At 64.9% G+C, this 24,048-nt stretch carries 23 protein-coding genes and 1 pseudogene; 9 read left to right on the forward strand and 15 right to left on the reverse strand.

All coding sequences use genetic code 11. The features are described 5' to 3' along the window. Nucleotides 1-55: 55 nt before the first annotated feature. The 3 genes from KI243_RS18845 to KI243_RS18855 all read left to right on the forward strand — a co-directional run bounded on the left by KI243_RS18845 (nt 56) and on the right by KI243_RS18855 (nt 3,238). A complete protein-coding gene (locus KI243_RS18845; RefSeq protein WP_017125316.1) occupies nt 56-958 on the forward strand; it encodes a LysR family transcriptional regulator in 903 nt (300 codons plus the stop codon). A gap of 164 nt (nt 959-1,122) precedes the next feature. Continuing rightward, nucleotides 1,123-2,421: an MFS transporter gene (locus tag KI243_RS18850; protein WP_017125315.1), complete on the forward strand. Its 1,299-nt coding sequence runs from the start codon at nt 1,123-1,125 to the stop codon at nt 2,419-2,421. 46 nt (nt 2,422-2,467) lie between these two features. Continuing rightward, nucleotides 2,468-3,238, forward strand: a complete 771-nt coding sequence (locus KI243_RS18855; protein ID WP_212809703.1) for a substrate-binding domain-containing protein — start codon at nt 2,468-2,470, stop codon at nt 3,236-3,238. A gap of 25 nt (nt 3,239-3,263) precedes the next feature. Here KI243_RS18855 and KI243_RS18860 read toward each other — a convergent pair whose 3' ends face one another. From KI243_RS18860 to KI243_RS18885, 6 genes are all read right to left on the reverse strand, one after another. After that, nucleotides 3,264-4,169 carry a LysR family transcriptional regulator gene (locus KI243_RS18860; RefSeq protein WP_017125313.1) on the reverse strand — a complete coding sequence of 302 codons (906 nt, stop codon included), beginning with the start codon at nt 4,167-4,169 and terminating at the stop codon, nt 3,264-3,266. Between the two features lie 188 nt (nt 4,170-4,357). Beyond that, complete coding sequence (locus tag KI243_RS18865; RefSeq protein WP_212809705.1) at nt 4,358-4,864, reverse strand: GNAT family N-acetyltransferase; 507 nt, start codon at nt 4,862-4,864, stop codon at nt 4,358-4,360. After that, nucleotides 4,861-6,774 (reverse strand): M48 family metallopeptidase, encoded by a 1,914-nt coding sequence (locus KI243_RS18870; RefSeq protein ID WP_212809707.1) that lies wholly within the window; start codon nt 6,772-6,774, stop codon nt 4,861-4,863. Before KI243_RS18870 ends, KI243_RS18865 begins: the two co-directional genes overlap by 4 nt. A 24-nt stretch (nt 6,775-6,798) precedes the next feature. Next, nucleotides 6,799-7,392 carry a LemA family protein gene (locus KI243_RS18875; protein ID WP_017125311.1) on the reverse strand — a complete coding sequence of 198 codons (594 nt, stop codon included), beginning with the start codon at nt 7,390-7,392 and terminating at the stop codon, nt 6,799-6,801. A 210-nt stretch (nt 7,393-7,602) separates the two neighbouring features. Further along, nucleotides 7,603-8,622: a branched-chain amino acid aminotransferase gene (locus tag KI243_RS18880; protein WP_177118405.1), complete on the reverse strand. Its 1,020-nt coding sequence runs from the start codon at nt 8,620-8,622 to the stop codon at nt 7,603-7,605. A gap of 127 nt (nt 8,623-8,749) precedes the next feature. Continuing rightward, nucleotides 8,750-9,655, reverse strand: coding sequence for an NAD(P)/FAD-dependent oxidoreductase (locus KI243_RS18885; protein WP_212809709.1), 906 nt, complete (start codon nt 9,653-9,655; stop codon nt 8,750-8,752). A 141-nt stretch (nt 9,656-9,796) separates the two neighbouring features. Between KI243_RS18885 and KI243_RS18890 the strand changes: the two genes are divergently transcribed. Together KI243_RS18890 and KI243_RS18895 are read left to right on the forward strand one after the other, a co-directional pair. Then, entirely contained in the window at nt 9,797-10,282 is a 486-nt protein-coding gene (locus KI243_RS18890; protein WP_017125308.1) for an Rrf2 family transcriptional regulator, read from the forward strand. Next, a complete protein-coding gene (locus KI243_RS18895) occupies nt 10,279-10,623 on the forward strand; it encodes an FKBP-type peptidyl-prolyl cis-trans isomerase (protein ID WP_017125307.1) in 345 nt (114 codons plus the stop codon). Before KI243_RS18890 ends, KI243_RS18895 begins: the two co-directional genes overlap by 4 nt. 11 nt (nt 10,624-10,634) lie before the next feature. Here the strand turns inward: KI243_RS18895 and KI243_RS18900 are convergent, their stop codons facing one another. Continuing rightward, nucleotides 10,635-11,093 carry a GNAT family N-acetyltransferase gene (locus KI243_RS18900; protein WP_178991380.1) on the reverse strand — a complete coding sequence of 153 codons (459 nt, stop codon included), beginning with the start codon at nt 11,091-11,093 and terminating at the stop codon, nt 10,635-10,637. 189 nt (nt 11,094-11,282) lie between these two features. Between KI243_RS18900 and KI243_RS18905 the strand changes: the two genes are divergently transcribed. Further along, on the forward strand, nt 11,283-12,122 hold the full coding sequence (locus tag KI243_RS18905) for an NAD-dependent protein deacetylase (protein WP_017125305.1): 840 nt from the start codon (nt 11,283-11,285) through the stop codon (nt 12,120-12,122). Here KI243_RS18905 and KI243_RS18910 read toward each other — a convergent pair whose 3' ends face one another. Beyond that, complete coding sequence (locus KI243_RS18910; protein ID WP_212809711.1) at nt 12,123-12,710, reverse strand: hydrolase; 588 nt, start codon at nt 12,708-12,710, stop codon at nt 12,123-12,125. Between the two features lie 212 nt (nt 12,711-12,922). Further along, entirely contained in the window at nt 12,923-13,621 is a 699-nt protein-coding gene (locus KI243_RS18915; protein ID WP_017125303.1) for a glutathione S-transferase N-terminal domain-containing protein, read from the reverse strand. Between the two features lie 158 nt (nt 13,622-13,779). On the opposite strand from KI243_RS18915, the gene KI243_RS18920 reads away from it, so the two are divergent. Further along, nucleotides 13,780-14,004, forward strand: coding sequence for a YgdI/YgdR family lipoprotein (locus tag KI243_RS18920; protein ID WP_017125301.1), 225 nt, complete (start codon nt 13,780-13,782; stop codon nt 14,002-14,004). Between the two features lie 16 nt (nt 14,005-14,020). On the opposite strand, the gene KI243_RS18925 is transcribed toward KI243_RS18920, so the two are convergent. The 4 genes from KI243_RS18925 to lexA are packed head-to-tail and all read right to left on the reverse strand — an operon-like array spanning nt 14,021 to nt 19,761. Then, the gene (locus KI243_RS18925; protein WP_212809713.1) at nt 14,021-17,101 is read right to left on the reverse strand and encodes an error-prone DNA polymerase; all 3,081 of its coding nucleotides are present in this window, start codon (nt 17,099-17,101) and stop codon (nt 14,021-14,023) included. Next, on the reverse strand, nt 17,098-18,516 hold the full coding sequence (locus KI243_RS18930) for a DNA polymerase Y family protein (RefSeq protein ID WP_212809715.1): 1,419 nt from the start codon (nt 18,514-18,516) through the stop codon (nt 17,098-17,100). Before KI243_RS18930 ends, KI243_RS18925 begins: the two co-directional genes overlap by 4 nt. Nucleotides 18,517-18,523: 7 nt before the next feature. Next, on the reverse strand, nt 18,524-19,141 hold the full coding sequence (gene imuA, locus KI243_RS18935) for a translesion DNA synthesis-associated protein ImuA (protein WP_177128834.1): 618 nt from the start codon (nt 19,139-19,141) through the stop codon (nt 18,524-18,526). After that, entirely contained in the window at nt 19,141-19,761 is a 621-nt protein-coding gene (gene lexA, locus KI243_RS18940; protein WP_212809717.1) for a transcriptional repressor LexA, read from the reverse strand. The genes imuA and lexA overlap by 1 nt, the downstream gene beginning before the upstream one ends. A gap of 382 nt (nt 19,762-20,143) precedes the next feature. On the opposite strand from lexA, the gene KI243_RS18945 reads away from it, so the two are divergent. Further along, nucleotides 20,144-21,280, forward strand: a complete 1,137-nt coding sequence (locus KI243_RS18945) for an HEXXH motif-containing putative peptide modification protein (RefSeq protein WP_212809719.1) — start codon at nt 20,144-20,146, stop codon at nt 21,278-21,280. A 10-nt stretch (nt 21,281-21,290) separates the two neighbouring features. Here the strand turns inward: KI243_RS18945 and KI243_RS18950 are convergent, their stop codons facing one another. Beyond that, nucleotides 21,291-22,307, reverse strand: a complete 1,017-nt coding sequence (locus tag KI243_RS18950) for a succinylglutamate desuccinylase/aspartoacylase family protein (protein WP_212809722.1) — start codon at nt 22,305-22,307, stop codon at nt 21,291-21,293. Nucleotides 22,308-22,394: 87 nt separating this feature from the next. Here KI243_RS18950 and KI243_RS18955 point away from each other — a divergent pair. Beyond that, nucleotides 22,395-23,087 (forward strand): annotated as a pseudogene (locus tag KI243_RS18955) (TetR family transcriptional regulator C-terminal domain-containing protein); the annotation flags it as partial. On the opposite strand, the gene KI243_RS32910 reads toward KI243_RS18955, so the two are convergent. Continuing rightward, nucleotides 23,043-24,047, reverse strand: a complete 1,005-nt coding sequence (locus KI243_RS32910) for a DMT family transporter (protein ID WP_244861742.1) — start codon at nt 24,045-24,047, stop codon at nt 23,043-23,045. The pseudogene KI243_RS18955 and the gene KI243_RS32910 sit on opposite strands and share 45 nt — an antisense overlap. Nucleotide 24,048 lies beyond the last annotated feature (1 nt).

A 24,048-nucleotide genomic window follows, 5' to 3' on the forward strand; every position in this document is an offset into this window, starting at 1 on the left:
TTAAATAATCGAAGCTAATTCTGTTTATTCAGACTATTTGATTTGGTTATAGAGCATGCGCACCGACCTCAACCTGCTTCGCGTCCTGCTGGCGATCCACGAAGCCGGCAATGTCACCATCGCCGCCCAGCACCTGGGCATGAGCCAGCCGGCAGTCAGCGCCGCCCTCTCGCGCCTGCGCCATTCCCTCGGCGATGCGCTGTTCGTTCGCTCCGGCAGCCGCATGGAAGCCACGCCACGGGCCCAGAGCATCATCGAGCGGACCCGCGAAGTGATCGATATCATCGACCGCGATATCCTCAGCAACCCGACCTTCGACCCGTCCCGCAGCAGCGACGAGTTCACCTTCTGCCTCAGCGAAATCGGCGAAGTGGTGTTCCTGCCGACCCTGTTCGAGCACCTGCGCAAGGTCGCCCCGAAGGCGCGGATCCGCACCTTCGGCCTGTCGCCCAGGGACCTTGCCGAACACCTGCGCGAAGGCCGGGTGGACATGGTGCTGGGCTATTTCCCCGACCTCGACGCACCGAACATCTACCAGCAGCGATTGTTCTCCCACGACCTGGTGTGCCTGATCCGCCGCGACCATCCGATCAAGGACGAGCGCCTGTCGCTGGAGGACTTCTGCGCCCTCGAACACCTGCAGGTACGCGACGGCAGCCGCAGCCAGGAAATGTACGAAAGTCACCTGGCGGCGCTCGGAGTGGAACGCAATATCGTGCTGCAGATGTCCCACTACATGAGCACCTCGGCCATCATCGAGCGCTCGGACCTGGTGGTGGTGCTGCCGCGCACGGTGGCCCGGCTGTATGCCGAGGATTCGGCGGTCAGGACCATCGAGCCGCCGGTCGACTTTCCCAGCTACGACCTCAAGCAGCACTGGCATGCACGGTTCCAGAAAGACCCGCGGCATATGTGGTTGCGGCAGACGGTTCGCGAACTGTTCGTGCCCGGGGAGTAGTCTTTCCGCGGCCGGGCGGCCGCAGAAACATTTGGTATTAATTTGCCGTGCGCATCAATCCATTCTAAAAATGCACTTATCAAATCTATAAGGCTGCTCCAGTATCCCCGCCAATAAAAATCTGCACTGCGATGCAGGCCATAAAAGCGCTGGAGACCTTCAAGATGCACGCCTCAACACCGACCGCCAGTTCTGCCCGTGCCAAGGCGGGCGCGGTATTTCGCGTTACCTCGGGTAACTTCCTCGAACAATTCGACTTCTTCCTGTTCGGCTTCTACGCCACCTATATCGCCGCCGCCTTCTTCCCCGCCAGCAGTGAGTTCGCCTCGCTGATGATGACCTTCGCCGTGTTCGGCGCCGGCTTCCTGATGCGCCCGCTGGGCGCGGTGATCCTCGGTGCCTATATCGACGACGTCGGCCGGCGCAAGGGCCTGATCGTCACCCTGTCGATCATGGCCAGCGGCACCATCCTCATCGTCCTGGTGCCCGGCTACGAGAGCATCGGCCTGCTGGCCCCGGCCCTGGTCCTGATCGGCCGCCTGCTCCAGGGTTTCTCCGCCGGTGCCGAACTGGGCGGCGTCTCGGTCTATCTGTCGGAAATCGCCACGCCAGGTCGCAAGGGCTTCTTCACCGCCTGGCAGTCCTGCAGCCAGCAAGTCGCCGTGGTCATCGCCGCCGCCCTGGGTTACGGCCTGAACCAGTGGATGTCGGCCAGCACGGTCGCCGACTGGGGCTGGCGCATCCCGTTCCTGGTCGGCTGCATGATCGTGCCGTTCATCTTCCTGCTGCGGCGCAACCTGGCGGAAACCGAAGAGTTCGCCAAGCGCAAGCACCGTCCGGGCATGCGCGAGGTGTTCAACACCCTGGCGCAGAACTGGGTGATCGTGGTCGCCGGGATGCTGATGGTCGCGCTGACCACCACCGCCTTCTACCTGATCACCGTATACGCGCCGACCTTCGGCAAGACCGTGCTGCACCTGAGCACCGCCGACAGCCTGCTGGTGACCTTGCTGGTGGGTGTCTCGAACTTCTGCTGGCTGCCCCTGGGCGGTGCCCTCTCCGACCGTATCGGCCGCCGTCCGGTGCTGCTGACCATGTCCGGCCTGACCCTGGCCACGGCCTATCCGGCCTTGTCGCTGCTGGTCCAGGCACCGACCTTCACCAGCATGCTGCTGGTGCTGCTGTGGTTCTCGTTCCTCTACGGCATGTACAACGGCGCGATGGTCGCGGCCCTGACCGAGATCATGCCGGCGGAAGTCCGCGTGGCCGGTTTCTCCCTGGCCTACAGCCTGGCCACGGCGGTATTCGGTGGCTTCACCCCGGCGATCTCCACCGCGCTGATCCAGTACACCGGAGACAAGGCCGCGCCGGGCTACTGGATGAGCTTCGCCGCGCTCTGTGCGCTGTGCGCGACGCTGTTTCTCTATCGCAAGGCCAGGATGCAGCTCCAGCCGGCGCTGTAAGTCCTGAATCCAATCCCGCCCTTTCGATACCCATAAGAGAAATCCGATGAAAGCAGTGTTTCTGAAACTCGCCCTGATCGGCAGCCTGGCCCTCGGCAGCGTGGCCCAGGCCGAGGAAATCCGCGTGATGACGTCCGGCGGCTTTACCGCCGCCTACAAGCTGCTCGGCCCGAAATTCGCCGCCGACACCGGCAACACTCTCGACACCATCCTCGGCCCGTCCATGGGCAAGGCCCCGGAAGCCATCCCCAATCGCCTGGAACGCGGTGAAAAGGCCGATGTGCTGATCATGGTCGGCTACGCCCTCGACGAGTTGATCAGGCAAGGCAAGGTCGTGCCCGGTTCGCGGGTCGAACTGGCGGATTCGCGGATCGGCCTGGTGGTGCGCGAAGGTAGCGCCAAGCCGGCCATCGGCACTGAGCAGGAACTCAAGGACAGCCTGCTCAAGGCCAGCTCCGTGGCCTACTCCGACAGTGCCAGCGGCGTGTATATCCAGGACCAGTTGTTCAAGCGCCTGGGCATCGAGGCGCAGCTCAAGCCCAAGGCGACCATGGTGCCGAAGATCCCGGTGGCCTCGGTGGTCGCGACCGGCGACTATCAACTGGGCTTCCAGCAGGTCAGCGAACTGTTGCCGGTGCCGGGGGTGACCTATGTCGGCAAGATCCCGGAATCGGTGCAGTCGGTGACGCGGTTTGCCGCCGGTATTCCGGTAGGCGCCGAGCATCCCGCCCAGGCCAAGGCCCTGCTGGACTACCTCGCCGCGCCCGCGGCCCAGGCCACCGTGAAGGCCACCGGCCTGGACTCCATTGCGCATTGACAAGTGGGCGCCGGCTTGCCGGCACCTACACGTGCGAGACCTTCATCTCGACGATCAGCCGCTCCAGCTCCAGCGCCGCCGGGGTCAGCACCCGGCCCCGGCGCTTGAGCAGGCCGACCTTGCGCATCACTTCCGGCTCGACCAGCGGCACGCTGGTGAGAATCGGATGCTCGCCGGCCACCGGCATCGCCATGGTCGGCACCGCCGCGATCCCCAACCCGGCCTCCACCAGGCCGATCATGGTGGTGACATGCCGGGTCTCGCACACTCCGGGCTTTTGCGCCTCGATACCCACCAGCGCCTGGTCGAGCAGGAAACGATTGCCCGAGGTCTTGTCGAGGCTGATGTAGTCCTGCTGGTACAACTCGGTCCAGGTCACACTGGCCCGCCCGGCCAACGGATGATCGCGGCGACAGGCAACGACATAGCGTTCCTCGACCAATAACTCGAATTCGATTTCCGGTTGCAGGTTGCCGGTGAAGCTCAGGCCGAAATCCGCCTCGCCGCTGAGCACGGCGGCATGTACGTCGTTGGCGCTGGAGTCGAGGACCTTGACCTTGATCTTCGGGTATTGCCGATGATAGTGCGCCACCACCTTCGGCATGAAGTAATAGGCGGCCGAGGGTACGCAAGCCACGGTGACATGGCCGAGCCGGGTCGAGGCCACATCGGTGATGCCCAGCAGCGCGACATCGAGGTCGTCCAGCAGCCGCTCCACCGTCGGCGCGAAGGCCCGACCGACCTGGGTCAGGCTGACCCGGCGGGTGGTACGCTCGAACAGGCGCACCCCGAGAGCCTCTTCGAGCTTGTCCACGCGTCGGCTCAGGGCCGGTTGGGAGATATTGATGGCCTGGGCCGCCTTGCGAAAACTGCCCTGCTCGACCACGGCGCGAAAGGCCTGCAGGTCGTTCAAATCGAAGTTGATGGCCACGGGACTTACTCATCGGATGCTGATTGATCAGTTTAACGCATGAGTAGTCGTTATAGATGCAGAGAACACCAGCGATCGTTCCCTTGCGCCAGCGTGGGAACACCTCACTGGACGCTCTGCATCCGCTTTGTGACGCAGAGCGTCACCGGCTGCGTTCCCACGCAGAGCGTGGGAACGATCGTTCGTCATCAGCTCCGAAGCATCAGCCAATCCCGTTGCACATCGTCCCCGCACTGGAAGGTGGTCCGGCCGACAATGCGGAAACCGTGGCGCTCGTAGAAGCGGATCGCCCGCGGGTTTTCTTCGCTGACGCTCAGGCGCACCGGCCCCGACAGCAGCTTCAGGGATTCGCTCATGAGGAACCCGGCAGCGCCCGACCCGTGTTGTTCCGGCACCACGTAGCAGCGCGTGAACTCCTGTGCCCCATCGGCCACATCGATACCAACGGGCCCGGGTTCGGGAGTCAGCAGGCTATAGCCGATCAACTGGCCGTCCAGTTCGAGCACCAGGAGGATTTTTCCCGGCTGTTGCAGCAACTGGTGAAAATGCACCGGCTGCAATTGTTCTTCGATATGCCGGGCGATTGCCTGCGCCGGCGTGCTGGCCGGACAGGCCAGGGCAAAGGTCCGGCCGGCGATGTGACTGAGGGGGTCGCAGTCCGCGGCAGTGGCGGAACGTATCCGCAAGGCCGTCATGGATGCCTCGCTTGCGCCGCCAGCAACGGCGGCATCGGGCAATCGAGGATATCGGCCACCGCGCGCATCAACTCGGCTTCGGCGGCCGTGACCTGGCCGTCATGGCCGATGCAGCGGGCCATGGCCTTGAGCAACTGCGGTTTCTGCAGCGGCAGCAACTGGGTGAGGCGGCGCAGGGCCGCTTCCAGCGCCTTCAGGTCGCTTGTGCTGTCGAACACCGGTGCGGCGAACGGCAACCCGGTGCAGCCATGGGCATAGGCCAGGCCCGCTTGCCGGGGATCGGCCTGCCCTGCCCGGCTGAGAAACGACAGCAGCACCGCCACTTCATCGACCAATGACTCCATGCGGTATTTGCCGGTCACCGAACGCAGCCCTTCGACATTGCGCTCGACGATGCGCAGCAGCGTCCACTCCAGCAGCTCAACGCGGTCATCGGCGCGGATCAGCAACGCCATATTCTGCTTCACCGCGGCAAACTCGCCCTTGCCCAGTTGCTTGAGCGCCGGGATCGCCAGGTCGATCAGCGCCAGCCGCTGGCCCTGGGGCAGTTCACGCAAGGGAGCGCGCAGGGACTCGAGGTGGCTCGCCAGCATCGGGCTCAGATGTTTGCGCAACAGATCGAGTTGCTGTTGTTGCAGGAATTCCACCGGGTCCAGCAGCAGGCCGTAGACCAGGGCCTGGGCCCCTTCGCTGCTGTGGGCCGCTTGTTTCAGCGACTCGGGCAAGGCCTGCAGGGTGTCCTGGGCCACTTGCAGATGCGCCAGGCCCGGGTCGCCGATCGCCGCGATCGACTCGGTCACGGCGCCGCCGCTGAAGGCTGCGGCGGCAGTCGAGCGGGAAGACTGCATCCACTGGGCGGTCGGGTCCGCTGCCGTGCTGTCGGCTACCGGCAATGCTCCCACCTCGGGGTAGCGCCCGTCCCAACCCGGCTCAACCCGACGAATGCGCTCCGCCAGCGGCGGATGGGTGGCGAACAGGCCATCCAGGGTCGCCTTGATCCCCGCACCGAAATACAGATGGCTGAATTCGGCGGCGTTCGAGGCCTGCAACTGCGAACCGGCCGCATGGCCGCCGATCTTCTTCAGGGCCCCGCCGATACTGTCGGGGTTGCGAGTGAACTGCACCGCCGAGGCATCGGCCAGGAACTCCCGCTGGCGACTGACCGCGGCCTTGATCAGATTGCCAAAAAACGTCCCGGCATAACCGAGCACCAGCAATGTCAGGCCGAGGACATACTTGAGCATCACGCCCTTGCTGCTGTCCGAGGAAGAACTGCGCGAGCTCGAATCGCTGCGCAACACCCAGTGCCCGATCAGGCCGATCAGCAGGATGCCGTGGAGCAAGGCGATCAGGCGCATGTTGAGGCGCATGTCGCCGTTGTAGATATGACTGAACTCATGGGCGATCACGCCCTGCAACTCTTCACGGCTGAGCAGGCCGATGGCGCCGCGGGTCACGCCGATCACCGCGTCCTTGGGGCTCAGGCCGGCGGCGAAGGCGTTGATGCCGATATCGTCGAGGACATACACCGAGGGCACCGGCGTGCCCGAGGCCAGGGCCATTTCCTCGACGACATTGAGCAGGCGGCGCTCCTCGAAGTTCTGCGGCGAGAGGTTGATCAGGCGACCGCCCAGGCTCTCGGCGACCACCTTGCCGCCGGCGTTCAACTGCACGCGCTTGTACAGGCTGCCGCCCAGCACCACGGCGATCACCACCAGCGCCACGACGCCGACCAGCGAAGTATCCAGCAGCGGCGTGCCACGCCGGCTCGAAGGCTCGCCATAGAAATGCCAGATCAGCGTCAGGGCGAGGCTGGTCAGGGCAACCAGGCAGGTGACCGCCAGCGCCATCAGCAGGACCAGGCGTCCGGTCTGACGCCGGGCGCGGTCCTGGTGTTCAAAGAAATTCATCGGGTCGTCCGTGGGTAAAACTGATTAGAACGACACCTTGGGGGCGGCCTGGATCTCGGCGCTGTCGGCAAACTCCAGCAGGCTGGCGTCGGCCCCATGACCAAACTTCGCGGCGAAGAATACCGGCGGGAAGGTCTGCTTGTAGGTGTTGTATTCCATCACCGAGTCATTGAAGGCCTGGCGGGCGAAGGCCACCTTGTTCTCGGTGCTGCTCAGCTCTTCGCTGAGTTGTTGCATGTTCTCGGAAGCCTTGAGGTCCGGGTAGGCTTCGAGGGTCACGTTCAGGCGTCCCAGGGCGCTGTTGAGCAGGCCTTCGGCGCTGCCCAGCCGGGCCATGCTGCCCGCGTCGCCCGGCTGGGCCGCGGCGGCCTTGAGACCGGTCACGGCCTGGTTGCGCGCATTGATCACCGCTTCCAGGGTGTCACGCTCGTGGGCCATGTAGCCCTTGGCGGTTTCCACCAGGTTGGGGATCAGGTCGTGGCGGCGCTTGAGCTGGACTTCGATCTGGGCGAAGGCGTTCTTGAAGCGGTTACGCAGGGTCACCAGCTTGTTGTAGATGCCGATGACGTAGAAGACCACGATGGCGATGATGGCCAGGAGGATCAGGGTGGAGACCATGGCGATGTCCTTATCTGCATTTGCGGGGTAGTGGGCGATGTTAGCGTAAAACGCCCGATGGAGCGCACACAAACCCTGTGGGAGCGGGCTCGCCCACGAAGGCGGCCGGCAGCACAACGCTGAATCCGGATATCCCCCCGACCATCGTTCAAACAAAAGGCCCGGGACGATCGCTCATCCCGGGCCTTGCCTGAAGCCGCTGTCAGCCGATCAGACCTTGACGATCCAGCCTGCCGGCGCCTCGACGTCACCGGTCTGCACGCCCGTCAGCTCCTTGTACAGGCGCTGGGTCACAGGCCCGACTTCGGTCTCGCTGTGGAACACGTGCAGCTTGCCGTTGTACTCGATCCCGCCGATCGGCGTGATCACCGCGGCGGTACCGCAGGCACCGGCTTCGGTAAAATCGGCGATCTTGTCGATCAGCACGTCGCCTTCGACCACCTTCAGGCCCAGGCGCGATTGCGCCAGCTCGATCAACGACAGGCGGGTAATGCCTGGCAGCACCGAAGGCGACTTCGGCGTGACGAATTCATTGTTGGCGGTGATGCCGAAGAAGTTGGCCGAACCCACTTCCTCGATCTTCGAATGAGTCAACGGGTCCAGGTAGATACTGTCGGCAAAGCCGCGCTTCTTGGCTTCAGCACCCGGCATCAGGCTGGCCGCGTAGTTGCCACCGACCTTGGCCGCGCCGGTACCCTGGGGCGCCGCGCGGTCATAGCTGGAAATCGCGAAGTTGTGCGGCTTCATGCCGCCCTTGAAGTAAGGGCCCACCGGGATGCAGAACACCGAGAAGATGAACTCCGGCGCGGTACGCACGCCGATATTGTCGCCTACGCCGATCACGAACGGACGCAGGTACAGGGCACCGCCGGTGCCGTAGGGAGGAATGAAGCGCTCGTTGGCCTTGACCACCTGCTTGCAGGCTTCGATAAAGGCTTCGGTCGACGGCGCCGGCATCAGCAGGCGGGTACAGCTGCGCTGCATGCGCGCGGCGTTCTGGTCAGGCCGGAACAGGTTGATCGAGCCATCCTTGCAACGGTAGGCCTTCAAGCCTTCGAAACATTGCTGGCCGTAATGCAGCGCGGTCGAGCCTTCGCTGATGTGCAGGACGTTGTCTTCGGTCAGCGAACCGTTGTCCCACTCGCCGTTACGGAAATACGACAGATAGCGCTTGTCGGTCTTGATGTAATCGAAACCCAGCTTGTCCCAGTTAATGCTTTCCTGACCCATGGCACCCTCTAATCATCTGATAACCGCCCGGATATCCCGGGCTTATGACATTTTTTTCGCAGGTAACCACAATACTCTATTCGGGCAGGAAATCGCAGCCTGGACGACGTGCATGTCCTACATGCGTTTATGCGCGGTCCTCGCCCAGCAAGGACTGGTGGGCACAGACACCGGCCATGACCCCGGCCGCCGAAGCGAACGTCGCATTGTGCATCGGGCTGGCGGCGTCGCCGGCGGCGAACACGCCCGGCACCGTGGTCTGCTGACGTTCGTCGACCCGCAGATAAGGGCCGCTCGGTCCTTCGTCGAACTGGCAACCCAGTTGCTCGGCCAAGGGGCTGGCCATCCGGGTTTTCGGCCCGGTGAACAATGCCTGCACCTCGATCAGCCGCCCGTCGCTCAAGCGTACCGCCTCCAGGGCCGGTGCCTGGCCGAGCAGCTCGACCACCGGGGTCCGCTCGATCGCCACGCCGCGCGCCTGCAGCAGGGCCAGTTGCCCGGCATCCGGCTCGTGGAGGCCCTGGGTGAAATACACCGTCGGTCCCCAGTCCGGGATCATGCTCGCCTGGTGCGCGGAGAGCGGCATGGTGGCCAGTACCCCCAGGGTACGGTCACGCACTTCATAGCCATGGCAGTACGGGCAATGCAGCACGGTCTTGCCCCAACGCTCCGGCAAGCCGGGAATCGCCGGCAACTCGTCGTGCAGACCGGTGGCCAGGACCAGCCGCGCCGCCCTCTCCTCCCGGCCATCGGCCAGCACCACGGCAAATCCGCTATCGACCTGCCGGGCCGAGACCACCTCGCCTTCGACGAACTCGACAGTCGGGTAACGCAGCAGTTGCCGCAGCGCCTCATCGCGAATCGCCCGGGGTGACTGGCCATCCTGGCCAAGAAAACCGTGGGCCGTCGTCGCGAACCGGTTACGCGGCCGGCCCGAATCCACCAGCAATACCCGCTGACGGGCCCGGGCCAGCTGCATGGCCGCCGACAATCCGGCAAAGCTGGCCCCCACCACCACGATGAAATGAGACATGGGCAGAACTCCTCGTCGATTGAACTCACGAAACTTTATAAGTTACGTAACGAGCGTTCGTCAACTCCTGTAACTCGTCTTGTTACAGACGGTGGTTTTTGCTATACGTGCGCGGTGTTTTTTCCCCAGCGAAACGCTCCCATGCGCAACGACAGCCGCCTTTCCCGCATGCTCCACGTACTGATCCACATGGACCAGCACGACCAGCGCACCACCTCCGAGACCATCGCGCAGATGCTGCGCACCAATCCGGTGGTGGTACGCCGGACCATGGCCGGACTGCGCGATCACGGTTACGTGCATTCGGAAAAGGGTCACGGCGGCGGCTGGACCCTGGCCCGGCCCCTGAGCGAAATCACCCTGCTCGACATCCACCGCGCCCTCGGCGCACCCGAGGTGTTCGCCATGGGCCTGGCGAAGGAAGAGCCGCAGTGCCTGGTGGAACAGGCGGTCAATGCGCGGCTGACCGATGTGCTGCAGGAAGCCGAGGCGCTGCTGGTCCAACGCCTCGGGCAAGTGACCCTGGCCGAGCTGGCGAGCGATTTCGAACGGCGCCTGGCGCAGAAACGCCTGGAAAACCCCGACCTGGAAATCATTCATGGGCTACCGGCCCTGGAGAAGTCATGACAGACACTCAATTGCAGGTGACCGACCTGCTGGAAGGCGACGGCAAGGCCGTGGTCAAGGGCGCGTTGATCACGACCCACTATCGCGGCACGCTCGCCGATGGCAGCGAGTTCGATTCGTCCCATTCCCGTGGCAAGCCGTTCCAGTGCGTGATCGGCACCGGACGGGTGATCAAGGGCTGGGATATCGGCCTGATGGGCATGAAAGTCGGCGGCAAGCGCCAACTGTTCGTGCCGGCGCACCTGGCCTACGGTGAACGCGGCATGGGCTCGCGCGTCGCCCCCGGCGCCGACCTGACCTTTGAGATCGAGTTGCTGGAAGTGCTGACCCGGGATGACTGAGCCGGTCTGACCTAGGACGCCGCCAACCGCCGCTCCATGACGATGGTGCGCTCCTCGCCGTGCCAGGTATCGCCCACGGCCTGGAATCCCAGCCGCGCATAAAAGCCTTCGGCGGTCACGGTCGAAGGCACCTTCAACAGGCTCACACCTGCTTCCACGGCATAGCGGACCACCTCGTCCATCAAGGCCTGGCCCACTCCGCGGCCCTGGAGATCGGGCGCCACGAACACCGTGCGCACCACCTCGCCATCGAGACTGGCGGTACCGACGATCCGCTCTCCCGCCTGCGCCACCAGTACCGTGCGCATGCCCAGCAGGCTGCGCACATCCTGCGGGCCGAAGTTCAGCTCGACCCGGGCGATCACCTGCGCCGGGTAGTCCGCGGCGTTGCTCTGGCGTAGCGCCTGGATAATCACCTGGCTGATGGCTTCGGCATCCTCGTCACGGGCAAGGCGGATGCTGCATGGCATGGGGCTGGCCTCGAGTCCTTTCGTCAAGGTCCTATCCTACGTGTCTGCGGTGCGGCTGCAAGGGTGCCGATCGAAAGCGACCTTGTTCCTGGAGAAATCCTGTGGCTATCCTTGGGCTGCACATATGCAGAGGCCCGGGATCCCCGTGATGCCCCCAGCGTGCCAACCTTTCGATAGCGGAGATCTCCCATGCCCGACCCACAGGTCAGCGCGGCCCTGGAAACGCTTTTGCCGCTGATGGCCGAACAACCGTTGCTGGTGCTGACCGGTGCCGGTATCAGTACCTCTTCCGGCATCCCGGACTACCGCGACAGCGACGGCGTGCGCCGTGGCAAGGCGCCGATGATGATCCAGGAGTTCCTCGGCTCGCCCCAGGCCCGCCGCCGTTACTGGGCCCGGGCCATGCTCGGTTGGCCACGGGTGCGCATGGCCCGGCCGAATGCCGCCCACCGGGCCCTCGCCAGCCTGCAGGGACAACGCCATCTCAGCGGCCTGATCACGCAGAATGTCGACACCCTGCATGACCAGGCCGGCAGTCACGAGGTGATCGAGTTGCATGGCAGCCTGCACAAGGTGCTCTGCCTGGATTGCGGCAACCGTCTGGAGCGCGATGCCGTCCAGCTCACCCTGGAAGCCCAGAACCCTTACCTGGCGCAGGTCGAGGCGGTCCAGGCGCCCGATGGCGACACCCTGCTGGACGCCGCCTTCGAATCGCGTTTCCAGGTGCCCCACTGCCCGCAATGCGGCGGCGACCGGCTGAAACCCGACGTGGTGTTCTTTGGTGAAAACGTCGCCCCGCTCACCGCCGCCCGGGCCCTGGCGAGCGCCGAACAGGCCGCCGGCCTGCTGGTGATCGGTTCGTCGCTGATGGCCTATTCGGCCTTCCGCCTGTGCAAGCTGATCGCCGAGCGTGGTAAGCCGCTGATCGCCATCAACCTGGGCAAGACCCGCGCCGACGACCTGCTCGACTTCAAGTTCGAAGCCTCCTGCGAACAGTTGCTGCCACTGCTGGCCGAGCGCCTGGGCTGATCAGCAACGGATCGGCAGCGCCTCGATCAGCGCCTGGGTCGAACGGACCCGGGCAATGCGCGGCATGACCTTCTCCATGGAGAACCTGTGGGTGTCCTCGCCCAGGCCGGCGCAGGCATCCTCGGCCACCAGCACCGCATAGTTGTGGTGCCAGGCATCGCGGGCAGTGGACTCGACGCCGGAGTTGCTGGCGATCCCGCAGACGATCACCGTGCTGATCCCGCGACGGCGCAGTTGCAGGTCCAGTTCGGTGCCATAGAAAGCGCTCCAGCTGTGCTTGGTGATCTGTACCGGGGCGTTCAAGGCGGCAATCGACGGGTCGAGGACGGCCCACTGCTCGGGCAGGCCACCGGGCGGCACGGCCATCGGCATGTCCACCGGCTGGTTGGGCTTGTCGGCGTAGTCGCTGGCGAACGCCACGCGCACGGCGACCACCAGGCCACCGGCCTGGGTCAGGTGCTCGCCGAACCGCGCCGCGCGTTCGGCAACGGCCTGCGGAGCATGGGGCGCAACGGGCAAGGCCATGATGCCCTGCTGCAGATCGATGATCACAAGGGCGCAGGTACGGGGATCGAGATCGAGCGACATGAGTAGTTCCTGATGAGTTTCCTGATGCCCGGACGCCGGATCGCGGGCGGCACCAGCGCGAAAGTCGGGGAGACAGGCGCAATGAGGCGGGTATCCCCCTCAGGATGCGAGAGCGCTCGCGCCGTTCGCAAGTAAAAAAAATTTCATTATTCGCCCGGCGCAATCAGCCACAAGGCCCCGGCAGCAAGGCCGGAGCCCCCCGTACTCCTCGGTCAGCCCGGAATGGTCAACCCTTTCACCACCGCCGGCCGGGCAAGGAATTGCTCCAGCGCGCGGGTGACATGGGTGAAGTCCTGGATGCCCACCAGGTCGCCGGCCTCGTAGAAACCGATCAGGTTGCGGATCCACGGGAAGGTGGCGATATCGGCGATGCTGTAGTCGTCGCCCATGATCCAGCGACGGCTCTCCAGGCGCTGGTCGAGTACCGCCAGCAGGCGCTTGCTCTCGGCCACATAGCGATCGCGCGGGCGCTTGTCCTCGTAATCCTTGCCGGCAAACTTGTTGAAGAAACCGAGCTGGCCGAACATCGGCCCGATCCCGCCCATCTGGAACATCACCCACTGGATGGTTTCATAACGGGTGGCCGGATCCAGGGACATGAACTTCCCGGTCTTTTCGGCCAGGTAGATCAGGATCGCGCCGGACTCGAACAACGGCAGCGGCTGGCCGCCGGGGCCGTTCGGATCGATGATCGCCGGAATCTTGTTGTTGGGGTTCAGCGCGATGAATTCCGGGCTCAACTGGTCATTGGTGGAAAAACTCACCAGGTGCGGTTCGTAGGGCAGGCCCAGCTCTTCGAGCAGGATCGACACCTTGACGCCGTTGGGCGTAGGCAACGAATACAGCTGGAGACGGTCTGGATGTTGAGCGGGCCATTTTTGCGTGATGGCAAACGACGAAAGATCGGTCATGGAAAGCTTCCAGCAAGCGGCAGGGAATGCGGCAACGGGTCAGGACAAGCCCCCCCGTCCGGGCCCTGATTATAGGCATAGCCAACGAGCGTGCTCACCTCGTTTGACACGACACTTTTGCCATACGGACAATAAACCATTGTTTCAAGGAGACTGACATGAACCTGAAATTGTTCGGCCTGCCGCTACTGGCAGCCACCTTCCTGGCCCTGGCGGGCTGTTCGACACCCACCGTGGTGACCTTGCAGAACGGCACCCAGTACGTGACCAAGGACACCCCGAAAACCCACTCCGCCGATGGCTTCTACGAGTTCGAGGATATTTCCGGCAAGGTGATTCGGGTCAAGGCATCCGAGGTCGCGACGGTCAAGCCGCAAGACTGACCCCGAGTCCCGGGCCTCAGCGAAAGTCCCGACTGCGCACGGTAATGTCCGCCAGCATCGGACTCAGGTCGCTCAGGCGTCCGGCAATCACATGGCGCACCTCGCCTTCGGTTTCCAGGCGCCCGTCGACCCTCAGCAGTTGTGAGCCCACCAGCACCTGCCGCTGGCGTTCGGCCAGGTCGCGCCAGACCACCACATTGACGTTGCCGAACTCGTCTTCGAGAGTCACGAAGGTCACGCCACTGGCGGTGCCCGGTCGCTGGCGGCCGGTGACCAGGCCGACGATGCTCACCGGCCGGCCGTGCCCGAGCGCCTGCAACTCCCGCGAACTGCGACAGCGCAGGGCCTGCAGTTGCCCACGCAACAGTGCCAGCGGATGCGGCCCGAGGGTGGTGCCCAGGCTGGCGTAATCGGCTTGCAGGTCCTCGCCGACACTCGGACACGGCAAGGCCACCGGGCTTTCGGCGGTCCTCGACACCCCGGCGAACAACCCCAGTTGCACCTCGACCCCGGCCACTTCCCAGCGCGCCCGATAACGGTTGCCCGCCAGGCCACGCAAGGCGCCGGCATCGGCCAGCAGTTCCTGGGCGCGGGTATCGAGCCGGGCCCGCTCGCCGAGGTCGGCGATATCCGCGAAAGCCCCCAGGCAGCGAGCCGCTTCGATCCGCTGCGCATCCTCCGCGCGAAACCCGCGAATCATCCGCAGGCCCAGGCGCAACGCCGGCTGCGTACCTTCAGCCGGTTCCAGGCTACAGTCCCAGGTACTGGCGCGGACATCCACCGGGCGGATCTGCAACTGGTGACGGCGGGCATCCTGGAGGATCTGGTCCGGGCTGTAGAACCCCATCGGCCAGCTGTTGATCAACGCACAGGCGAAGGCTGCCGGCTCATGGCACTTGAGCCAGCAACTGGCGTAGGTCAGCAAGGCAAAGCTGGCGGCGTGGGATTCGGGAAAACCGTAACTGCCAAAGCCCTTGATCTGTTCGAAGATCTGCGCGGCGAATTCCGGCGGATAACCATTGCTTGCCATGCCCTCGGCCAGCCGCTGGCGATGCGGCTCAAGCCCGCCATGGCGCTTCCATGCCGCCATGGAACGGCGCAACTGATCGGCCTCGCCCGGCGTGTAGTTCGCCGCCACCACCGCGATCTGCATCACCTGTTCCTGGAACAGCGGCACCCCCAGGGTTCGCTCCAGCACTTCCTTGAGCTCCGGCGACGGATAGGTCGTGGGCTCCTTCTCGTCCCGCCGGCGCAGGTACGGATGCACCATACCGCCCTGGATCGGCCCCGGACGGACAATCGCCACTTCGATCACCAGGTCGTAGAAATTCTTCGGTTTCAGGCGCGGCAGCATCGACATCTGCGCCCGCGACTCGATCTGGAACACGCCGATGGTGTCGGCCCGGCCGATCATCGCGTAGGTCGACGGGTCGTCCGCCGGGATGCTCGCCAGGGTCCAGCGCGGCCCGCCACGGTACTGCTGTACCAGGTCGAAGCAGCGGCGCAGCGCGCTGAGCATGCCCAGGGCGAGGACATCGACCTTGAGCAGCCCGACCTTGTCCAGGTCATCCTTGTCCCACTGGATAATCGTCCGCTCGGCCATGGCGGCGTTTTCCACCGGCACCAGGGTGTCCAGGGGCCGCTCGGAAATCACGAAACCGCCCGGATGCTGGGACAGGTGCCGGGGAAAGCCGATCAGTTGCCGGGTCAGCGCCAGCACCCGGCGCAGCACCGGACTGTCCGGATCGAAACCGCTTTCGCGCAGGCGCTCGGCTGCCGGTGGCTCATCGCTCCAGTGGCCGCAGGCATCGGCCAGGGCATTGACCTGGTCCGGCGGCAGCCCCAGGGCCTTGGCCACATCGCGCACCGCACCGGCGCCATGGTAGGTGCTGACCACCGCGGTCAGGGCCGCGCGGCCACGGCCATAACGGCGGAACACGTATTGCAGCACTTCTTCGCGGCGATCGTGTTCGAAATCGATATCGATATCCGGCGGTTCGTTGCGCTCACGGGACAGAAAGCGCTCGAACAGCATGTTGGTGCGATCCGGGTTCAGCTCGGTGACGCCCAGGGCATAACACACCACCGAGTTCGCCGCCGAACCGCGCCCCTGGCAGAGAATGCCCTGGTCGCGGGCGAAGCGGACGATATCCGCCACCGTGAGGAAATAACTGTCGTACTCCAGTTCGGCGATCAGCTTCAGCTCTTTCTCGATCAGCGCTCGGCCCTGGTCGCTGATACCTTCGGACCAACGGCGCTGGATGCCCTCCTCCGTCAGTTGGCGCAGCCAGGTGGTCGGGGTCTGCCCCTTCGGCACCAGCTCACGGGGATACTGGTACTGCAACTGACCCAGGTCGAAGCCGCAACGCCGGGCAATGACCCCGGTTTCGGCCAGCAGAGCCGGCGGATAAATCCCCCGCAGGACCTCGAGGCTGCGCAGGTGGCGCTCGCCATTGGGATGCAGTTGCTGCCCGGCATCGGCGACCCGGGTATGCAGGCGAATGGCGGTCATGGTGTCCTGCAGGGCACGACGGGCCCGCACATGCATATGCACATCGCCACTGGCCACGGCGGGAATCGCCAGCTCGGCGGCCACCGCCAGCAGCCGCGCCAGGTAGCGCTCATCATCCTGGCCGCAATGCAGTTCCACGGCCAGCCACAGGCGCTCGGGAAAACGTTCGCGCAACCAGCGGCCATCGCTTTCGGCGATGCCCCGTCCGGGTAGCCACAACGCCAGCAATCCCGGCAGTTCCTCTTCGAAATCCGTCCGCAGCAGGCGATAGCTCCCTTTTTCCGCGCGACGCCGGGCCAGGGTGATCAGTCGACACAGGGCCTGGTAGCCCGCCAGGTTCTCCACCAGCAGTACCACCCGTGGCCCGTTGTCGATCTGCAACTCGCTGCCGATGATCAACGGCAGCTCGCACGCCTGCGCGGCCTGCCAGGCCCGGACGATCCCCGCCAGGGTGCATTCGTCGGTGATCGCCAGGGCTTGATAACCCTGCTCCCTGGCCCGTTCGAACAACTCCCGGGCACTGGAAGCGCCGCGCTGGAAAGTGAAGTTCGACAGGCAATGCAGCTCGGCGTAGGCCTCACTCATGCGAACCAGCCCTGCAGCAGCAACGGGCCGCTGTCACCCACCGGGCGATAGGCCCAGGCGTGTCGCCCGGTCCGGGTCTCGATCAGGTAGTAGTCGCGACGCACATCGGCGCCGTCCCACCAGCCCGACTCGATCCGTTCCGGCCCCAGCAGGACCCTCGCCGCCTGCTCGGGCAGTGGCATCGGCTCCTTGAGCAACCAGCCGGGACGCAGCGGCCCGGTCGCGGCCAACGGTCCCGGTGTGGTCGCCGCCAGCGGCTGCCAGGCGCACTCGGGGCGGTGATCGGCATGGAAGCGCAGGCCCTGCACCGCCTCGTCGCCAAGCCGGGCGCGCAGGCGTTCGCGCAATTGCTCCCAGGGCAAGGATTGCTGCGCGCGCTCATCGAAGAGTTCGCGGTGCTGCGGGACAAAGGCCGGCAGGTCTTCGGCCTCCAGACGAAAGCCGCGCACCGGCGACTCCACCTGGACCTGCTCCAGCCGCCCGCGGGCCAGTTCGAACAGCATCGCCGGGTCACGTTCGGCACTCAGCAGGCCGACCTTGATCCGCGTGTCCGCCACCCCGGCATGCTCCAGGATCAGTTCGAAACGCTGCACACCGCTGTCACGCCCGCAGAGAAACGCCGCCAGATCGCCGGTCAGACGGCGCAGGGGAAACAGCAACGCCTGGTGCGAGGTCACGTCGAAATTCAGCTCGATCCGCGCTGCGAAGCGATCCGGCGGCAGGTAGAACGCCAGGGCCAGCGGTCGCTCGCCGAGCAAGGTATCGAGGTGCTTGAGCAATGCCGCGTCGAAGCGCCGGGCCAGACTGTGCCGGGGCAAGGCCAGGACCTGGTCCAGGGTGCGCAGGCCCATGCGCGTCAGGGCCGTGGCCGCCTCCTTCGCCAGCCCGACCCGGTCGATGGGCATCGGACCCAGGGCCCGGCGCAAGGCGCTGTCGTCCGCCAGGGCCAGGCCATCGTAGGCATTGGCCAGGACCCGGGCCGCCGCCGGATGGGGCGCGACCACGATCCGGTGACGAAACCCCAGCGCCGTCAATTCCTCGCGCAAGCGCGCTTCCAGGCGCGGCCAGGGCCCGAACAGGCCAAGGCTGGACTCGATTTCGAACAACAGGGCACGGGGATAACGCAGGCTGACCTGGGAGCTGAAGCGATAGGCCCAGGCAGCGAGCAACTGTTGCCACTGCTCGATTTGCGCGGGGTCGTATTCAGCGCTGGCAAAGGCCTTGGTCAGGGCATGGGCGGCGGTCAGCGACTGGCCCGGACGCAGACCCAGGGCCCGGGCCGAGGCGTTCACCGCCTGCACGATCCGTCGTTGCGGCGAACCGCTCAGCAGCGCCAGCGGTGCATCGGGCTCGGCGGTCCGCCGTAGCACACCGTCCAGGGCCAATTGCGGAAATACGATGCAAACCCAGCGCATGCCAACCTCAATGCCCTGCGCTGAAGGCGATCGGCGCCGCATGGGCCAGGCCGCCACGGCACTTGAGCACCCGCAGTTGCGCGGGCCGGCCATCGATGGCCAGCCGCAGGGCCGCCGGCGAAGGGTTGAGCGCCGCCTCCAGCGAGCGGTAGGCAAACGCCAGGGTCTGGCCGGTTTCCGCCGCCACCTGCAAACGGCGCAGGGCGCGGTCATCGACCTGTTGCGGCCAGCACAGGACCGCCCCGCAGCTACCGGAGCGCAGGCACTGTTCCGCCGCCCACAAGGCGTCCCGAGGTGCCGCCTGGATCACCGACAACTGTCGCAGGTCCACGCCCGCGCTCAACCACGCCTGGGGATAGGGCACATGGGGCGGAGCCACCAGGACGATACGTTCGCCCTTCGCCGACAGCCGCGCCAGGGTCGGCCAGACCAGTTGCAACTCGCCCACGCCCTCACCGGCGATGAGGATTTCCGTCAGCGCCGATTCCGGCCAACCGCCGCCGGGCAGCACCGCGTCCAGCGCGGCATGCCCGGTCGCGTGCAGGCTCGGTGCCTGTGCCGTCGGCCGGCCCTTCCAGACCCGGCGCTCGTCCAGCAGCGCGTCCAGCGCAACCACGGCGCCCATCAACCTTGCCTCACCAGGCCGCAGAACACCCCTTCGATGGCCAGTTCCTGGTGTTCCGGGTCGACAACGATGGGGGCATAGGCCGGGTTGCGGGCCAGCAGGCGGACCCCGCTCGCCGTGCGCTCGAAACGCTTGATGGTGACCTCGCCGTCGAGCCGGGCCACGACGATCTGGCCGTTGCGTACTTCGACATTGCGCCGCACCGCCACCAGGTCGCCATCGAGGATGCCGTCGCCGACCATCGAGTCGCCCTGTACCCGCAGGAGGAAATCCGGGGTCCGGGAAAACAGCCCCGGATCGAGCCACAGGCGGCTGTGGACCTCGGCATCGACATCGATCGGCACGCCGGCCGCCACCCTTCCGAGCAATGGGATTTCCAGCAGGGTCGGACGCGCGGGCTGATTCAGCAGGCGGATACCCCGTGCCTGATGGGCATTGACCTCGATGAAACCGGCTTCGGTCAGCGCCACCACGTGCTTGCGCGCCACGCTGCGCGAGGCAAAACCAAAGGCCTCGGCGATCTCGGCGAGGCTCGGGGGCTGGCCGTTTTCCGCGATACGGTCGCGGATAAAGGTCAGGATGGCGGAACGGCGGGGGCTTAAAGTCGTCATGGAGTACATTTGTACTCTTGTGGGATTTTCCTGACAAGCACCACCAGTCGGTCACCGGTCGCGAGGCTCGAATCCGGCCTCCCGCGCCCCAGCGTCCCAAGCGAAAAGCCCCCGCCGCTCAGGTCGCCGAACAAATACAAACAACAATAATGGAATTGACCTACAGAACTATCCCGCACACTAAAACATGCCAGTAACTTCCCAGTCCTTAAAATAAAAAACAACGTTATAAAAACAACCATGAATATTGAAAAACAAAACCCGGTCGTTATAGCGTGAGCGTTTCAATCAATAATAAAAATTCTCCACGAAATACCCTGAACGCTGAACAAAGACCTGTAAATGGACTTTATCCCCCAGCACGGAAACTTGTATAAAAAGGTCAAGTATCATGCACCCAGCCCAGAACGCCCAACTTGACGATCTGTTCGAGCGCAATACATTCCTGCCCGACTCGACACCGGATCGTTTCTATCGCCTGCTGGACCAGATCAGCCAGGATCGCTACACCACCCTCGCCGCTTTGTATGCCGAGGCTTATCGACTGTTTCCCGGTTCCACCGAACTCGACGAGTTCTTTGCCAGTACCGCGAACCTGATCCTGCTGCCGGTGGCCCAGCGGCGGACAATCATCAATGAGTCGGTGTTCCAGATCTGGGCCCGGCGCGTCGTCCAGATGACCCGCGAAGTGCTCGATGGCTCGCGCCATGATCTTGCGCCGCTGCAGAGCGGCCTCCAGGAACTGCCGGATATTCTGCAACGGATTTCCCGCGCCGCCACCGACCATGCCTACACCCACCGTCCGCCCATCCAGCGGTTCGATATCGACCCGCTGATCGCCGGGGTGCTCGCGCCCTGCTACGACTTTCCCGAAGACGCCGCCACGCGCCAACACCTCGAAGACTGCGGTTACTCCATCCATTTCTTCAGCGATGTGGTGAATGTCGCCCTGTCCCGTATCGCCATGACCTGGCCCGGCTGCCACGAGCAGTTCCGCCATCTGGTCAAGCTGATCTGCTACCTGCCGGACGGCACCTTCCGCAGTGGCTCGGCCGCTCGCTACAGCGGCACGATCCTGCTGTCGGCCAAGGACCATTCGCTCCTCGATGTCGAAGAGTCGCTGGTGCGCGAAACCGCCCATCAACTGCTGTATTACATCGAGGAAGTCAGCCCGGTGATCGACCCGCAGGTGGCAGCGCAGGGATTGTATTTCCTGCCCTGGTCAAACCGGCCCTGTGCCCTGGACGAATACTTCCAGGCGTTCTTCGCCCAACTGATGCGGGCCAAGTACCTGGAGCACGTGCGCCAGCGCCCGGCCAGTGAAATGCAACGGGCCGAAGAACACCTGGTGTTCAGCCTGCGCGGCCTCGGCCGGGCCCTGCCGGAACTGGCCGGCAGTCGCGATTTCACGCCCCGCGGCCGGACCCTGCTGGATAACTTGGCCGAAGACGTGCGGGCGATGGAACGGCAGCACGCCAGCCTGCTGGTGCGTGCGGCCATGCCGCGCGACATGAGCCTGGCGGGATGAGCAGGCTGTCTCAGTTCGGATCGAGCAGGCCGCCGCTCCAGTTGCGCGATACGCGGCTACCGGTGAACTTCGCCACGACCATGCCCTGGGACACCAGGCGATCGCGATAACGCGTCACCATTCGCCCGGCCTGCTCCGCGTACAGGATCACCTCCGACGACGGATCGCCCGGGCGCCCGAGGATCCGTGCAAAACGCTGGCCTTCCTCGACCCGGTCGCCCAGGTCCTTTTCAAAGATCAGCACACCGGGCTGGGGGGCCAGGATGGTTTCCATATGGCCCATCTCCATGGCCTCCACCGGCCAGTCGTCCGCCGCCGCTTCCCCACTGATCACCCCCTGGCCGCAGAGCCAGGCGTACAGGCCCTCGGCGTCCTGCTGGGCGAAGCGGTCACTGACATCGCCCTGCCCGCGCAGCTCCAGGGTCGCAGCCATGTGCCGCGCCGTGTCGCCATCACGCAGCCAGGGCGCAATGATGGTTTCCTCGAAGGAGCCATCGCCGCCCTCGTCCCAGATGATTGCCACATCCATCTTCATCGCGGCCGCCAGCGCCCGGCCACGGGGCCAGAAACTGCGGTGCACGTAGAGATAAGGCAGGGCTTCGTCATCGGTGTGCAGGTCGAGCATCACATCCGCCGGTGCCGCCAGTTGCACCAGTTGTTGCTGCCATTCCTGGACATTGGTCGAGGGCCGGGCCAGCGCCGCCGACTGATCGAACGAGCGGTTGAAGTTCTGCCCGGTGGCATCGTGGAAACGTCCGAGGATCCGCCCCTGGCGAAATTGCCCGATCCCCAGGGGATTGGCCTGGGGCACCACGGTCACGCTGCCCTTGAGCCGGCCCGCGGCCTCGGCGACGGCCAGCCGTTGCATCAACAGGTGCAGCACCAGCATCCCGGCGATTTCATCGGCATGGACCCCGGCCTGCAGGTGCACCTTCGGTCCGCTGCCATCGCCCTCGAAGCGCCAGGCCCCGACCCGCACCGCATCGCCATTGTTGTTGCATACACTGAACGAAATATCCCGTGCCATAGCCTTGCCCTCCCGTCGTGACCGTTAAAAATCATTGTTGCCAGCCATGGAAATTGAACGTACGTTCAACTAACATCCACCCACTTCATGTCGTGCTTGCGGGCCTCTTCGCGGACAAGCCCGCTCCCACACGGTCAGAGCCAGGCGCGGATCTTGTGTGCCCCCGTGGGAGCGGGCTTGCCCGCGACGGCGCCGGTGATACCGCCATGGCATTTCAGAGCACTCCAGACAAGGACTCCCGTGAGCACCGACACCCGCAAATTTCGCCGCGCCGAACCCGACGAGCGCCGTGACCTGCTGATCGCCGCCGCCCTGCGCTGCCTGGCCCGGGACGGCCATGCCGGCATTTCCGTGCGGCGCATCGCCACCGAGGCCGGAGTCTCCGTCGGCCTGCTCAACCACCACTTCGGCACCATCGATGCGCTGATCGCCGACACCTACCACAAGCTCGCCAGCGAACTGACCAGCACCCTGCTCGAAGAAGTCCGGCAGGCCGGCAGCGCCGCGGAAAAGCTCGATGCCTTCCTGGTCGGTTCCTTCTCGCCACGGATCATGGACCCGCAGTTGCTCGGGGTCTGGGTGGTCTTCTGGAGCCTGATCCGCCACTCTGGACACGTCAGCCAATCCCATGAAAAAAGCTATCGCGCCTACCTCGACCTGATCCGTCAGCTACTCGACGACCTGGCCGCCGCCGAGGGCTTCGCCATCCACGACAGTCGCCTGGCCGCCATCGGCCTATCGGCGATGCTCGACGGACTCTGGCTCGAGTGGTGCCTGAACCCCGAGACCTTCAGCCCCGCCAACGGCCTCCATATCTGTCGTTGCTGGATAAAGGGGTTGCGACACGGAGCATTCGGCACCGACGACGTCCTGTGACGGGTGACGGCCGAAGATCATCGCCAGGGTGCCGCTGACCGCGATCAGCCCGGCACCGATCATCAGCGACACATCCATCAGCGTGCCCCAGATCAGGTTCGACAGCAGGAACGCCCAGATCAGCCCGGTGTATTCGAACGGCGCCAGCAGGGTCGCCGTGGCGCGCTGGAAACTGGCGAACAGCAGGAACTGGCCGATCCCGCCCACCAGCCCGGCCGCGAGCATGCCCAGCCAGGCCGGAGTCGGCGCCGGGGTATGGGTCCAGGGCAGCGCCAGCGCCATGCAGAGGACAAACACCACGTTGGTGATCAGCATCTGCTCCAGCACCGAGGTCTGCTCGTCCACCTGGCGCAACTGGATGTAGGTAAAGGCCCAGCACAGGGCCGCCAGCAGGGTCAGCACAATCGGCCAGGGGTCGGCCATATGGCTGGGCCGACAGGCGATCACCACACCGACAAAACCGACGATCAGGGTGAACCACTGCCACCCGCTGGCATGCTCCTTGAGGATGACCGCCGCCAGCACCGTGACCATGATCGGCGCCGAGAAATACAGGGTGGTCATTTCCGCCAGGGTCAGGTCGCGGGCCGCCGTGTAGTACAGCAGCCAGGCGACGATCGACAGCAGGCCACGCACCACCAGCAGCCGCCGGCTCGGCGAACGCCAGGCCCGCCGGACCAGGCGCAGGCGGCCCACCAGCAGGCAGGCGAGCACCACCACGACACCCCGCCAGAACAGGATGGTGACCACCGAATAATCGGCCACCAGCCATTTGATCGCGGCGTCCTGCAGAGCCAGGAAGGCATAGCCCAGGGTGCACAGGCCAATCCCCTGCAACGACCGGTCAACCCGAGGCGCACTCATC

This window comes from Pseudomonas sp. Ost2, assembly GCF_018326065.1.
Lineage (GTDB): Bacteria > Pseudomonadota > Gammaproteobacteria > Pseudomonadales > Pseudomonadaceae > Aquipseudomonas > Aquipseudomonas gingeri.